This window comes from Psychrobacillus sp. FSL W7-1457, assembly GCF_038593405.1.
In the GTDB taxonomy this organism is placed as follows: Bacteria; Bacillota; Bacilli; order Bacillales_A; family Planococcaceae; genus Psychrobacillus.
Window position 1 is genome coordinate 2,156,139 of record NZ_CP151993.1, and the last position, 13,366, is coordinate 2,169,504.

Here is a 13,366-nt window from a genome sequence, read left to right on the forward strand (position 1 = left end):
TCAAAGATTCTATCTTATTATTTTAATTAGCTTGATTTATAATTGGTATCTAGAAAACTATTCATAAATTCCTCAATAGATTTTTTAATATTCTCTTCCACAGGAACTTTTTCAAGTAATTCATCTTGCGTGTATAAAGTCCCTCCCTTAATAATACTATGAATTTCTTTTGTGCAACGTATGTCTTTTAAAGGGTTTTTTTCTAGTACTACCATATCCGCAATTGTTCCTTCTTGAATGACTCCTATATCTTGTCTATTAAGGGCATCTGCTGCATTTATTGTTGCTGTCCTTATCGCATCTATTTCAGATAAACCATTTTTTACGAATAGCTCTAGCTCTCTGTGAAGCGCCATACCAGGAAAGGTGAAAATGCCAGCAGGAGTATCAGTACCAGCTACCACCCGGCCCCCTAAGTCAAAATAAGCTTTTGTAATGGCCTTGTTAAAGGTATGTTGCATTCCCAATTTACTCAAAGAACTTGTATTTTCGATAAAGCGTCTCCAATGCTGCATTAACACGGAGTTCTCTTTAATTTTGTCCATTATCTTTTCTTCAGAATACCAGTAATTCCGCATTAAATTGGCTTGGTCATACAAAACCATTGTCGGACAAAGTACAACATTATTTTCCACCAATACTTTACAAACATCTCGGATCTTTTTCTCATCAGGATTTTCCCAATCAATTTCTTTCCAAACACCTTCATTTGCCTGCATGGTCCAATTGGGGAAAATATCTTTTATAATACCCGAAGCATGCTCATTCCATTTAATACCCATTTTAGCAGCGTCAGTTGCAGTTACTTCCAAGGAGTGTATTAAATCACAACTGACTTCTTTCTGCTGAAGTTTTGCCTCATCAACAACTACCTGCATAATCTCCTTGGATAACCAACCATACACCTTAATGAAATCAGCACCCGCTTCAACCTGCCTTCTAACTTCTGCTCTAGCACTTTGTTCATCATTTATATTTATGTTCCATGGACTATTTTCACCCCACAAGCCAGGCGGTCCATCGATAATTCTATCTGATGAAATAACTCTTGGCGTTGGTGCACCTTCATTCGCATGTATTAGTTTTTCTAATTCACCAACATTCCCGCCCGTATTACGAACGGTTGTAACGCCTGCTGCAGTAAAAATAGGAGCATAATCTTTTTTCATATGTACGTGCATATCAATCAAACCTGGTATTACATACTTTCTTTTCAAATCATAAATAACTGCTTTTTTATGAATATTACCAATCTGCTTGTGGGCAGAAAAAATTCTAGTAATATAGCCATTTTGGATAAGAAGATGTGAATAAGTAGTTTTCCCAGTAGTTACATCTATTACATTAACATTTTTTAATAATAATACCGCATTCTCCATGGCGCTCTGTCCTTTTCTCCCAAGGTATAGGTAAGATATAAACTAGTTGTGATAAACATCTCGCATTTTTTATAAGTTTCAAAAGGTCTCATCTTTCTATTTCCCCGATTTCTCCCTTTTTCAAACACGGTGTTGGCTTCAGTTCACAAAGACTATTTTTTGTTTATAAACTCATTAATTTCATTAAATAGTTTGCTAATCAAATATTGTTTTTCGTAAGTTATGGCATTAACTCACCTAGAAAGTAAATTGGATGAGTATAAGCTACTTTTATTATTCTATCCATCTAGTTATTTTTCCTTTTAAATACAAAAATATAATTTTATAGAAGCTGATTCATTTCTATCATACGGAAAAGTGTAAACAAAATGCCTCTTGCATAGTAACTGCAAGAGGCACACTATATACTTTTAAATTAAGGGTTACAGCTATTACACTTTTTCGGGAGGATAAGTACCATATTCCTTTACGTAAAACTTCCATTCGGTATAGAAATCTATAACTGAAGCATAACGATTGTTCCTATTCTTTTCCACTGCTTTCTTAGCTACCTGATATAATTCTCTCCCTGCTTCCCACGTATCAGAGGAACGGTCAAGAGTTCCACCAACTAAAGCGAATGCCATTGCTCCCATATTGAAAACATTGGATCGACCATCAATTTCGGATGCGAGGGTAAACTCTTCTAGTGACATAAACCTGGAAGAGCCCCAAAGCCTTCCTATTTGGTTATAAAACGGTTTTACTTGATACAAATCCACGTCACATATTTTAGTAATATTTTGTTTAAAATCATATAAGATGCTTCCATCGTAAAAGTCTATCGCTACATAATTATTTTTTTCTACATGAACGTGAAATTCAAAAATAGTTGAAAGAGATTGTAAGCGTAATTCAAGTGGAAGCTCCTTAAATCTATGACAAGCAGAGTTTAGTTCAACATTCTTTTGTATGTTTAATCCATCAAACCATTCGAACACTAGTACAAATCCTTCTCGGAGCTCCAAATGATCAATTAGTTTAACTAAGTAAGGATGTTCTAACTCTTTATACACTACCTTTGCATTTTTGAGTTTTTTTATAGCTTCTTTAGGATCTCCTGCATAGTTTATAGTTTGAGCACCAGCATATTTTATAAGACTTTTCACATTCCCCTTCTGTACACCAAATGAGATATTACCTGAATCTTGCTTATCAAAGACACAAAAAACCTCTCCAAAATCGTTCAGCCATTTAAAATCATGACGTTCTTTTAACTGAAAGGACACTCCGTCTAACACTAATGATTGTGCATATCTCACATTCATTCCCTCCATAAGAAATTCAAATTCACATTTTTAAAAAGTTCTCCGCTTTGTAAGATGAGAAAGTAAATTCATGGTAATATCCTATGCTCTCTTTAGTCCGCATATTGGCTCTTAGCTAGTATGTCTTGCGCTGACATCTTGGTCCATTCCTCTATTGAAACGTCTCGATTTTCTTTTAAAAAGCTTTGCATGATTTCATAACCAATTTTGTAATTAGTCCATTTAGCTATCCCTTTAAAATGATTACCATTGAAAAGGAAATGCCACATTTCTGATTCCTCGGAGTTCAAGTTTTCCATGAAAATTTCCCACCCATGCTCCTTATAATAACCGGAAAGGGACTGTAGCCATGCTGGTTCCATTTCTGGATATATGGTTTTTGAAAAAGTATCTGCCTTTCCCTCCAACACACTTCGTTCCAGCAAGGTCGTTGAATATCCACTTTCCATCGCGACTGTATGATGATATTCATGTGCCACGGTATATTTTAGAGAGCGCTCTGTAAAAAGAGGATTTATCTCTAAAATGAAACCATCTTTATTTAAGACTAATCCACCTACATATTCTAAGTCTTTTAACGAAGCTTCCTCCTCCATAAAAGAAGGAAATATATAGACTTTCTTGTCTTCTCCTGGTAAATTGTCTACGGAATCCTGAAGAGCTTCCTTGATCCATTTATCTATATTATTTTCTTGCTTTTTCAATCGTGTTAAATATTCTCCTACTTTATCTATATCCTTGGGTGCTGATATTTCTTCATATAGAGAAACTGTATGATTTGTACTTTCTCCGAAGGCTTTCATTACTTCTTGCTGAAATAATACTTTTATATTATCTGGTTCCTTTTCCGCCTTCTCGATAAAGTTCTCGTATTCATCAAAGAACGTGTATATTTCAATCTGCTGACCGTTATGCTCAAAAATCACAGGATTTTCATCCAGCAAAATTTCTGGTTTTTCCACATCTTCGTTACATCCAAACAAAAGAAGAGTGATAACTACAAATATAAACATTCTCCAATAGTTAATCATGAATTTCCCCCTGTAAAGTTGATGAAATGGAATAGATCTTTAACGCAAGTTTATCGGGCCATCCAGTAACGCTATACGTTGGATTCTTCATGACGACTAGCTACGTGCAAATCCACCCTCCGAATGTATAACCTGACCAGTAATCCAAGCTGCTTCATCACTTGCCAGGAAGGCTACACTCTCTGCGACATCTTTTGGTTGACCGATTCGCCCCATTGGAAATTTCGGTAATAGATGTTCTCTTATTTCATCCGTCATCCAGGTAGAATCAGTCGGTCCTGGATTAACAGCATTTACTGTTATTCCTAGTGGTGCAACTTCTGTCGATAATGATTTTGTAAAAGCTGTTATAGCAGCCTTGGTTGCTGCGTAGGCAAGCTCGCCGGGCATCGGGCCCAGCTCTTGACCTGATGTCATATTTATGATTCTTCCGCTTCTTAATTCACTGTTTTTAAAGCGCTTGGCAAATTCTGCACTTAATAGAAATACTGTTCTCATGTTAACTGCATAATGATCATCTATCGTCTTGCTGTCTAAATTCAAGTATCCATCGTTTGTGGAATGAGCCGCATTGTTAACTAGGATAGAAGGCTTTCCTAGTTGCTCCTCTACAGCATTAAGGACAAGTGCGTAAGCCTCGCTGGCAGATAAATCAATGTCCAAACCTACACAACGGACACCTAAGTTGTTTATTTCTTGTTGAAATTGTTGAATCCATTCACTTTCGGCTTTCCAATAGGTAAAGAATATATCTATTCCTTTGGTGGCTAATTTTCGACAGATAGCAGTCCCAATGTCTCTTTGATTACTTGCTCCTGTTACTATAGCTATTTTTTTATTCATCTGTTTTCCCCCTTGTGAATAGATAGAAATAAATAGTTACTTATAAATAAAAGGCTATGTTAAAGCGTAGGGTTGATTTATGATGCAAAGAAATCTTAGATCAGAGAGTAAAATTGATTTTTCGCCCCAGCCGGACGCTTTTTCGCGGGGTGAGCGATAAGCCATCACCCATCGCTATTGCGCGTGGTTGTGATGTCTTATCTGTCTCACTCATCCCGCTGGAGTCGCCGTCTGGCGCTCCAATCAATAAACGAGAACCGCTTTAGCAGCGATAAAGTGCTAATAAATTTACTCGCATAAACTAAGCCGAAAAACTGTCACGAACTCCAATTTCATAATTTATTTTTGATCTTAATAATCATTTGAATGTCACTTTTATAATGTTTACAGTCACTATAAAAAAGAATTGTTAGTCAAAATCAACCAATAACTTTAACAAAGCTAAATATAATAAGAGGTTCAAAAATTTATAACCTCCCTCTTATAAAATGTCTCCTACCATTTTATATCAGAATAACCAAAATTAACATGTATTTTATACACTTTACTGTAAGAACTTATTAATTTATTCTTATACAAAATAAAAAAGGTTCCTGACAGCTGTCAAGAACCTCCACGTTTCTTACTTATTTTAGTTCCCCTACATAAATGGATTGTGGGCGGAAAATAGTATTGTCTCTAATTTGCTCAATTGCGTGTGCTGTCCATCCAACCATTCTTGCTGCACTAAAAGTTGGTGTAAATAGTTCCGCTGGCATGTCAATTGAACGCATGATCGCTGCAGCATAATATTCTACATTTGTGTATAATTTGCGCCCCGGCTTATGTTCTGCCAGTAACTCAATAATCTCCTTTTCCGCTATAGTCGCTATGTCTAGCCAAGGATCTTTCCCTTGCAGATTTAGGCATTTATCTCTCAGTAAAATAGATCGAGGGTCTTCAGTTTTATAGATGCGGTGACCGAAGCCCATAATTTTTTCACCGCTCGTAATCTTGTCTCTTACAATATCTCTAATCATTGTAGGATTTTTAAACTCATTAAGTAGTGAAATTACTCCAGAAGGCGCACCTCCATGCAATGGTCCCTTCATTGTTCCTAATGCTGATGTTACTGCTGCAGTTAAGTCTGACTCGGTTGAAATAGTTACTCGAGCAGCAAATGTAGAAGCATTCAAACCATGCTCCATCGTCAGCTTTAAATAAGTTTCAAGTGCTTCAACTTGTACATCTGTTGGCACTTCCCCATTTAACATCCATAAATAGTTTGCTGTATGGTTAAGCTCCTGTTTAGGTTCAACTATCGGTAATCCTTTTTGATTCCGGTAATGCCTTGCAATAATAACTGGCAATGCAGCCGTTAAAATTACTGCCTGCTCCTCTAGCGTTTTTTCCCTAAATTCTGTATGTGCAAAGGCAGATATTGCTGTTCTCATGGCATCCATTAAAGAAAAATCGCTTGGAAGAGCATCAATAATGGCGATTACATGATTTGGTAACACTCTATATTCTTTTAATGATGCCAAGCTTGTATTTGCTCTTTCCCCTGACCATAAAAAGCTTGCGATATCTTCAAATGTCCCTTCATTTATAAGCTCATCTACCTTCACACCTCGGTATCTAAGCTCACCCTTTTCCCCGTCCACTGATGCAATTTTTGTATGAACGGCAACTACATCCTTTAGTCCCTTTTGAAACATACGAAACGCCTCCTTTTTCTTTATTATATTTCAAAACATTGATAATAAAAATTAAATATATATAATTATATTAATTAAAAAAATTAATTGAGTGGGTGTATATATGGAATACCATTGGTTAAAAACATTTTGTGTAGCAGCAGAAACCTTAAACTTTCGAAAAGCCTCTGAAAAATTAATGGTTTCTCAGCCTAGTGTAACTGTCCATATTAAATTACTTGAAGAATATTTAGGTACCCCTCTTTTCGATCGAGTAAACAATCGTGTTTCTCTTTCAGACGCTGGTAAATTTTTTCTCCCAGAAGCTATGCGGCTTGTCCAACAAACAGATCATAGCGTCAACAATGTACGTGCATTCGCACAAGGGTATCGAAGAAAATGGACTATTGCCATTTCTCCGCTTATGGCAGAGACAATCCTACCTTACTTTTTAAAGACTTTCTTAAAGCGTCATCCAGACTTAGAGATAAATATTCGGGTAGAGGAATCCAATCTAATTGAGGATTTAGTAGATACAGGTGAAGTAAATATAGGAATATCAGCAATTGATTCTCAGAAAAAAAATATAGAATCGATCTCGATATATGAGGATCCTATTCTGTTTTTAATGCCTTACGATGGCTTTGATGAAGAAAATGGACCCCCAATAGATATAAAAGATATTCTTCAAAAAAATTATCTTTTTACCCACCATCATCCTGTGTTTTGGGATGAACTGTTATTAAAGCTGAATAAGCATGTAGTCGGATTAAGAACGATGAAGGTTACGCAGGCACATATTACTAAACGCTTTATCCAAGAAGGACTCGGTATATCCTTTCTTCCTCACTCTATTGTGAGACGAGAATTAATCGAGGGAAAGATGATGCAACCACATTTTGATTTGTTTGAACTGCCTACAGTTTCTACATTTATAATTATTAAAAAGAAGGGCGTGCTCGAAGAAGAGTTTATATCCCAAATTTCCAAATATTATTTTGGGTAGGTTAAGCATAGTGTATCTGCCCTAACTTCCTTAATATGAGATAAAAACGTAAAATTAAATTGCTGATTTCACGTTGTTTAAATTTATTGATTCCCTACATACCAGCAGCTTTTAACTACGATTACTCTAGAATGGTTACATCGACTATTTCATCAATCTTTACTTCATAAAAACGATAGGGATCGTCTAACTCAAGAACACGCCTATTTAAATCAATCCATTGAATGGTCCCACGATGATATAAAAATTCTCCATCCCTCCAACGTTTAATTTCTATATCGACATTTCTTTTCATAGCAATTTCTATTTGTTCTTGAATTGCTTCGTAGTCGAATTCATTTAGATCTGGGCGTGGAACTTTTTTTATCTCCTCATGATAGTCTCTCAACATTGTTACATGCTCAGGCAACATCATAGCCACCCATTTTTTTGAGCCTCTATCACGTATTTTAGATAAATCAAACTCGTTCCATTCTTCCTCGAAATTAGTCATCTCCATCACCTTTCTTTTTTGACTATTATACAGAACACACGTTCCTTATACAACCACCAATTTATCCCTAGGCATGAACAGCCTTTACATAATAGTTATGCTTAAGAAAGTGATTATTTAATAAAAAGTCGCCATTATTACCAGTAAAATTCTAATTAATGTTGTTCTAAAATGGATATTTATGTTAAATTTGTGGTAGGTTCCGATATAACAGTGAGGGAGATCAAGATGCTTGTAGCTAACAGAAAAAATATTACATTAAATAATTTTGTGTATGCTGTTTTACTTATGCTAACAGGCTATGGAGTGAGTTATTTTAATAGCCATTTTTTTAACGGATATGGCACACTTATTTGGTTTACTATTTTCATTTTGTTATCCATAAGCTTTAGTCCAGTAAGAAATTTAATAGTCCCCTTACTAAATTTCAAGCCATTTAAAAGTTCTCGGACATATCTATATATGTTAGTGGGAATTATTATCCCCTACCTAATATTAAAGTTAAGCATTCGTTATGAAATTTTAATGGACCGAAGTCTTATCGTTTATTACAAAAATGGTTTACTTGAGGGTTTCAACCAACTTTCCTTAATAGATGCTGTCATCTTTGCTCCAATTTGGGAGGAGCTTCTTTTTAGAGGGGTACTATTATTTGCTCTATTAAAAGTAGTCAAGCCAGTATGGGCTGTGGTTCTAACTTCAATACTTTTTTCTCTTTTCCACCCGGCGTACCTATTCCTTTCACTTATTGCAGGGGTGGTATTAGCTTGTATTACTATAAAATCGAAATCCGTCATACCTTCCATGGTCACACATGCTATTTGGAATTTGTATATCGGAAAGCTATCTCTATTCTTTTAACCGATTGCAGCCGGCATTTTAACATAGCATCTCAAAAGAAAGTACATTAAAAAGGCCCTGCATATAGCAGAGCCTCGAATACACTACATTAATTCTTTTGCTAGCAATCGGTAAACGTCTAGTCGCTTTTGTTGAGAGTGTGGGATACTACAAATCATCACTTCGTCGAAGCCATAATGTGCCTGTTCCTCTTGAAGAGTATTAGCTACTTCCTTTGCAGATCCTACTAAGTGGATTTTGCGGTTTTCTTGAATCATCATCCGATCCATTTCTGTTAAAGGATAATTTTGTGCCTCTTCCGGTGTCATAAGCTGGCTAATCTGTCCTTTCATAAGTGAAAGTCTAGAAATATCTTGTGGTAGCGCCTCAAATTCCGCCTCTTCCTTAGTTTCTGCAACAGTTACTAAATAGGTTACATTGATTTCTGGCTTTTTCATAAATGCTGAAGGTTTAAAATTCGAACGATAAGCATCTAAAATTGTTGGAGTCATCCCACCCTGGAAGAACTGAGCAAATGAATAACCTAGTCCCATCTGTCCAGCCTTAATGGCACTGTTCCCAGTGGATCCAAGCAGCCATGCTTCAGGAAGTACGACGTTAGATGGTGATGCAATGGTTCTATTATACACACTGTCCTCAGGTACCTCATCATTTAAAAGCTCCAGTGCTGTCCCTAACTTTTCGTATAAATTATTCACCATAGGCGGACGTCCTTCTGAAAGAGCGTACATCGCATAGTTGTCCCCGCCCGGGGCACGTCCTACTCCAAAGTCAATTCTTCCTGGAGAAAAAGCACTTAACGTTTTAAATACCTCCGCCAGCTTAAGTGCTGAGTAATGCATCATCATTACTCCGCCCGTTCCAATTCGAAGGTTAGTCGTTTTCGCAGCAAGTTGAGCAGCAATAATTTCTGGAGCTGAGCTTGCAAAAGCACTTGTTCCGTGATGCTCCGCCATCCACATTCGGTGATAGCCGAGCTCATCAGCTAAAATTGCTAATTCTTCTGCTTTTTTCAATGCATCTATTGCATTATTTCCTTTAGTGATCGGTGCTTGATCTAACACACTTAATTTCATATATATATTCGCTCCTTCGTTTGCTATACATTCTCTAATTTCTATTTAAATGCTATAGAAATAGTAAGAAAAAGTAAACGAAAGGGTCTTGGAATTTGCTAAATAGATAATAAGGGGAGCCTCTTAAAAAGAGACTCCCCCTCACCTAAACAGATGAAAAAGCCCGCCTTGGCGGACTTTTTTATTGGAATCGGTCGGTTTTCTGAAATAATCGGTCGGTTCCGGTCGATAATCGGTCGGTCAATCCGAATAATCGGTCGGTCAACACGCACTCGAGACGATTCCTCGATTTATATCTAATATTTGGACGTAAGTATATTTTAGTATACTGAAGTATTTTCTTTCGAAATATTCTCTAAAATTTCTTTCACGCGAGCTAAGAAACGACCACATACAAGGCCATCTAATACACGATGATCGAGAGATAAACATAGATTCACCATATCTCTAGCAGCAATCATGCCGCCCTCCATAATTACTGGTCGTTTTACAATAGACTCTACCTGAAGAATTGCTGCTTGTGGATAGTTAATGATCCCCATCGATTGAACAGAGCCAAATGAACCTGTATTGTTTACAGTGAAGGTACCACCTTGCATCTCATCAGATTTAAGCTTACCAGATCGGACTTTTCCTGCTAGCTCCATTACTTCACGAGCAATGCCTTTAATCGTCTTTTCGTCTGCATGCTTAATTACTGGAACAAATAAGGCATCATCCGTTGCAACTGCAATTGAAATATTGATGTCTTTCTTTTGGATAATTTTGTCGCCAGCCCACATAGAATTCATCATTGGAAATTCTTTTAATGCTTGCGCTACTGCTTTCACAAAGAATGCAAAATAAGTAACATTAAAGCCTTCTTTTTGTTTAAATTCATTTTTAATCGAATCACGGTACTGTACTAGGTTCGTCACATCTACTTCAATCATTGTCCAAGCGTGAGGTGCCTCATGCTTACTACGAAGCATATTTGCAGCAATTGCTTTACGGACACCAGTTACTGGAATTTCGATGTCACCTGCTCCGACTGGGACATTAATAGAAGCTGGCTTTGTTTGAGTGTTAGTAGGAGCAGAAGCTATAGCCGCTTTTTCCTCAACCTTAGGCTCGCTAGCTGGTGTCGGCTGTGGAATTTCTCCACTTTCTATTATTTTCAGTAAATCCTTACGAGTAATTCTACCTTCATTACCAGTACCAGTGACTAATGAAAGATCAATATCATGCTCCTGAGAAAGTTTAAGAACTGCAGGTGAGTAACGAGCTTTTGCTCCTTTTGCACGGTCTGTTGGGGCTGACTGTGCATGCTTATTCACCTCAGCTGGTTTAACCGTTTCCGCAGTTGGTTCTTCAGGCGCCGCTTCCTTTACCTCTACGATTTCTTCAGAAGAGCCTCCTTCTGTTTCAATCGTACAAACGATTTCTCCTACTGCAAGTGTATCTCCTTCATTGGCAATAAGTTCTTTAATAACTCCCGTGAAGGAAGAAGGTACTTCTGCAGTTACTTTATCTGTGTTAACCTCTGCAAGTGCGTCATACTTATTAACATGATCGCCTGGTTTTACTAACCATTTTTCGATTGTTCCCTCGGTTACACTTTCCCCAAGCTGAGGCATTTTAATTTGTTCTAGTGCCATATGGGTTCCTCCTTTATAGATCAAATTTGCTTAGGCGTTTTTCTATAGCTTAATATTCCGCCAGCTCACGCATTGCTTTTTCGACTTTATCTGGATTAATCATAAAGAATTTTTCCATAGTAGGTGCATATGGCATAGCTGGAACATCAGGACCAGCAAGGCGCATAATCGGAGCATCTAAGTCAAACAAGCAGTTTTCGGCAATAATCGCTGCGACCTCACTGATTACACTACCTTCTTTGTTATCCTCCGTTACAAGTAATACTTTACCTGTTTTAGATGCTGCTTCTATAATTGAATCTTTGTCTAACGGGTAAATTGTACGTAAATCTAAAATATGAGCTGAAATACCATCTTTTTCTAAGCGTTCTGCAGCTTGAAGAGCGAAATGTACTGCTAAGCCATAAGTTATAACAGTAATATCTTCCCCTTCACGTTTTACGTCTGCCTTACCAATTTCAATCGTATAATCGCCGTCCGGTACTTCTCCTTTAATAAGGCGATAAGCACGCTTGTGTTCAAAAAACATAACCGGGTCCTCATCACGAATAGCTGCTTTTAACAATCCTTTCGCATCATACGGAGTAGAAGGAATAACTATTTTTAGTCCAGGCTGGTTAGCAAAGATAGCCTCTACTGATTGAGAGTGATAGAGAGCACCATGAATACCACCACCAAAAGGAGCTCGGAATACAATAGGACAAGTCCAGTCATTGTTAGAACGGTAGCGAATACGAGATGCCTCAGAGATAATTTGGTTGACTGCAGGCATGATAAAATCTGCAAATTGCATTTCTGCGATTGGACGAAGACCATACATTGCAGCTCCGATTCCTACACCTGCAATAGCAGATTCTGCAAGTGGTGTATCTAACACTCTATATTCACCGAATTCATCGTAAAGTCCGTTTGTTGCTTTGAACACGCCGCCCTTACGACCAACATCTTCCCCAAGAACGAAAACGCGCTCATCGCGGGTCATTTCTTCCTTCATTGCAAGTGTTATTGCATCTATATAAGACATGATTGCCATTATGCGTTCCCCCCGTCTTTTTCAGCATAAACATGTTTTAATGCATCTTCTGGAGCAGCATATGGTGCAGCCTCTGCATAATCAGTTGCCTCATTTACTTCCTTCATAATGCGGTCATTGATCTCTTTTTCTAAATCGGTAGAAAGAATATCTAAATCTCTTAAATATTGTGCAAAGGTAATAATAGGATCTAAAGCTTTACCTTCTGCAATGTCTTCTGCGGTACGGTATTGTCTATCATCGTCATCTGATGAATGGGCTGTCAAACGGTAAGTAACTGCTTCTATAAGACTCGGTCCTTCTCCGTTTCTTGCGCGGTCAGCAGCTTCTTTTACTACTCTGTATACCTCGATTGGATCTTTACCATCCACCGTTACGCCTGGCATTCCGTAGCTACTAGCACGGTCTGCTACATTCTTACTAGCAACCTGACGCTCAAAAGGAACTGATATTGCATATTTATTGTTTTCAACCATTGTTATACAAGGTAATTGATGTACTCCCGCAAAGTTCAATCCTTCATGGAAATCTCCTTGGTTAGATGAACCTTCTCCTAATGTAACAAAGGTAATGAAGTCTTTCTTTTCAATCTTGGCAGCTAAAGCAACACCCACTGCATGAGGAAGTTGAGTTGTAACTGGTGAGGAGCCTGTTAAAATACGATTTTTCTTCTGACCAAAATGTCCTGGCATTTGACGACCGCCTGAGTTTGGATCCTCGGCTTTAGCAAATGCTGATAGCATTAAATCTTTTGGAGTCATACCGAAATGTAATACTACCCCCATATCTCTATAGTAAGGAGCGATATAATCCTTTGTATTATCTAAAGCAAATGCGGCTCCTACCTGAGCTGCCTCTTGTCCCTGACAAGAGATAACGAATGGAATTTTACCTGCACGGTTTAACAGCCACATACGCTCATCAATACGTCGTGCCATTAACATCGTCTCGAACATCTTTAATACGTCTTCATTTGATAACCCTAATTCCTCATGACGATTGTTTGTCATATAGAGATCCCCCT

Annotated in this window: 12 protein-coding genes; 2 read left to right on the forward strand and 10 right to left on the reverse strand. The window is 37.5% G+C overall.

Annotation, left to right across the window (positions count from 1 at the left end; translation table 11 throughout):
• Positions 1-26: 26 nt before the first annotated feature.
• From NSQ95_RS10480 to NSQ95_RS10500, 5 genes are all read right to left on the reverse strand, one after another.
• Positions 27-1,379, reverse strand: a complete 1,353-nt coding sequence (locus NSQ95_RS10480; protein ID WP_342559641.1) for an amidohydrolase family protein — start codon at positions 1,377-1,379, stop codon at positions 27-29.
• Positions 1,380-1,810: 431 nt separating this feature from the next.
• A complete protein-coding gene (locus tag NSQ95_RS10485; protein ID WP_342559642.1) occupies positions 1,811-2,686 on the reverse strand; it encodes a serine/threonine protein kinase in 876 nt (291 codons plus the stop codon).
• 92 nt (positions 2,687-2,778) lie between these two features.
• Positions 2,779-3,717, reverse strand: coding sequence for a DUF2268 domain-containing putative Zn-dependent protease (locus NSQ95_RS10490; protein WP_342559643.1), 939 nt, complete (start codon positions 3,715-3,717; stop codon positions 2,779-2,781).
• A 96-nt stretch (positions 3,718-3,813) separates the two neighbouring features.
• Entirely contained in the window at positions 3,814-4,560 is a 747-nt protein-coding gene (locus NSQ95_RS10495) for an SDR family oxidoreductase (RefSeq protein WP_342559644.1), read from the reverse strand.
• Positions 4,561-5,186: 626 nt separating this feature from the next.
• The gene (locus tag NSQ95_RS10500; protein ID WP_340883295.1) at positions 5,187-6,257 is read right to left on the reverse strand and encodes a citrate/2-methylcitrate synthase; all 1,071 of its coding nucleotides are present in this window, start codon (positions 6,255-6,257) and stop codon (positions 5,187-5,189) included.
• Positions 6,258-6,360: 103 nt separating this feature from the next.
• Here NSQ95_RS10500 and NSQ95_RS10505 point away from each other — a divergent pair, with 103 nt between their 5' ends.
• Positions 6,361-7,242 (forward strand): LysR family transcriptional regulator, encoded by an 882-nt coding sequence (locus NSQ95_RS10505; protein WP_340883294.1) that lies wholly within the window; start codon positions 6,361-6,363, stop codon positions 7,240-7,242.
• A gap of 121 nt (positions 7,243-7,363) precedes the next feature.
• Here NSQ95_RS10505 and NSQ95_RS10510 read toward each other — a convergent pair whose 3' ends face one another.
• Complete coding sequence (locus NSQ95_RS10510) at positions 7,364-7,735, reverse strand: YolD-like family protein (RefSeq protein ID WP_340883293.1); 372 nt, start codon at positions 7,733-7,735, stop codon at positions 7,364-7,366.
• 228 nt (positions 7,736-7,963) lie between these two features.
• On the opposite strand from NSQ95_RS10510, the gene NSQ95_RS10515 reads away from it, so the two are divergent.
• Positions 7,964-8,596, forward strand: coding sequence for a type II CAAX endopeptidase family protein (locus tag NSQ95_RS10515; protein WP_340883292.1), 633 nt, complete (start codon positions 7,964-7,966; stop codon positions 8,594-8,596).
• Between the two features lie 83 nt (positions 8,597-8,679).
• Here NSQ95_RS10515 and NSQ95_RS10520 read toward each other — a convergent pair whose 3' ends face one another.
• The 4 genes from NSQ95_RS10520 to NSQ95_RS10535 all read right to left on the reverse strand — a co-directional run bounded on the left by NSQ95_RS10520 (position 8,680) and on the right by NSQ95_RS10535 (position 13,352).
• Positions 8,680-9,672, reverse strand: coding sequence for an LLM class flavin-dependent oxidoreductase (locus NSQ95_RS10520; protein WP_340883291.1), 993 nt, complete (start codon positions 9,670-9,672; stop codon positions 8,680-8,682).
• A gap of 320 nt (positions 9,673-9,992) precedes the next feature.
• On the reverse strand, positions 9,993-11,309 hold the full coding sequence (locus tag NSQ95_RS10525; protein WP_340883290.1) for a dihydrolipoamide acetyltransferase family protein: 1,317 nt from the start codon (positions 11,307-11,309) through the stop codon (positions 9,993-9,995).
• Between the two features lie 49 nt (positions 11,310-11,358).
• Entirely contained in the window at positions 11,359-12,342 is a 984-nt protein-coding gene (locus tag NSQ95_RS10530; protein ID WP_340883289.1) for an alpha-ketoacid dehydrogenase subunit beta, read from the reverse strand.
• Positions 12,342-13,352 carry a thiamine pyrophosphate-dependent dehydrogenase E1 component subunit alpha gene (locus tag NSQ95_RS10535; protein WP_340883288.1) on the reverse strand — a complete coding sequence of 337 codons (1,011 nt, stop codon included), beginning with the start codon at positions 13,350-13,352 and terminating at the stop codon, positions 12,342-12,344. The genes NSQ95_RS10530 and NSQ95_RS10535 overlap by 1 nt, the downstream gene beginning before the upstream one ends.
• Positions 13,353-13,366 lie beyond the last annotated feature (14 nt).

Excerpts from the sequence above, each read along its gene's own strand:
- NSQ95_RS10480 (WP_342559641.1), bottom strand. The coding sequence starts at position 1,379 with ATGGAGAATGCGGTATTATTATTAAAAAATGTTAATGTAATAGATGTA.
- NSQ95_RS10485 (WP_342559642.1), bottom strand. The coding sequence starts at position 2,686 with ATGAATGTGAGATATGCACAATCATTAGTGTTAGACGGAGTGTCCTTT.
- NSQ95_RS10490 (WP_342559643.1), bottom strand. The coding sequence starts at position 3,717 with ATGATTAACTATTGGAGAATGTTTATATTTGTAGTTATCACTCTTCTT.
- NSQ95_RS10495 (WP_342559644.1), bottom strand. The coding sequence starts at position 4,560 with ATGAATAAAAAAATAGCTATAGTAACAGGAGCAAGTAATCAAAGAGAC.
- NSQ95_RS10500 (WP_340883295.1), bottom strand. The coding sequence starts at position 6,257 with ATGTTTCAAAAGGGACTAAAGGATGTAGTTGCCGTTCATACAAAAATT.
- NSQ95_RS10505 (WP_340883294.1), top strand. The coding sequence starts at position 6,361 with ATGGAATACCATTGGTTAAAAACATTTTGTGTAGCAGCAGAAACCTTA.
- NSQ95_RS10510 (WP_340883293.1), bottom strand. The coding sequence starts at position 7,735 with ATGACTAATTTCGAGGAAGAATGGAACGAGTTTGATTTATCTAAAATA.
- NSQ95_RS10515 (WP_340883292.1), top strand. The coding sequence starts at position 7,964 with ATGCTTGTAGCTAACAGAAAAAATATTACATTAAATAATTTTGTGTAT.
- NSQ95_RS10520 (WP_340883291.1), bottom strand. The coding sequence starts at position 9,672 with ATGAAATTAAGTGTGTTAGATCAAGCACCGATCACTAAAGGAAATAAT.
- NSQ95_RS10525 (WP_340883290.1), bottom strand. The coding sequence starts at position 11,309 with ATGGCACTAGAACAAATTAAAATGCCTCAGCTTGGGGAAAGTGTAACC.
- NSQ95_RS10530 (WP_340883289.1), bottom strand. The coding sequence starts at position 12,342 with ATGGCAATCATGTCTTATATAGATGCAATAACACTTGCAATGAAGGAA.
- NSQ95_RS10535 (WP_340883288.1), bottom strand. The coding sequence starts at position 13,352 with ATGACAAACAATCGTCATGAGGAATTAGGGTTATCAAATGAAGACGTA.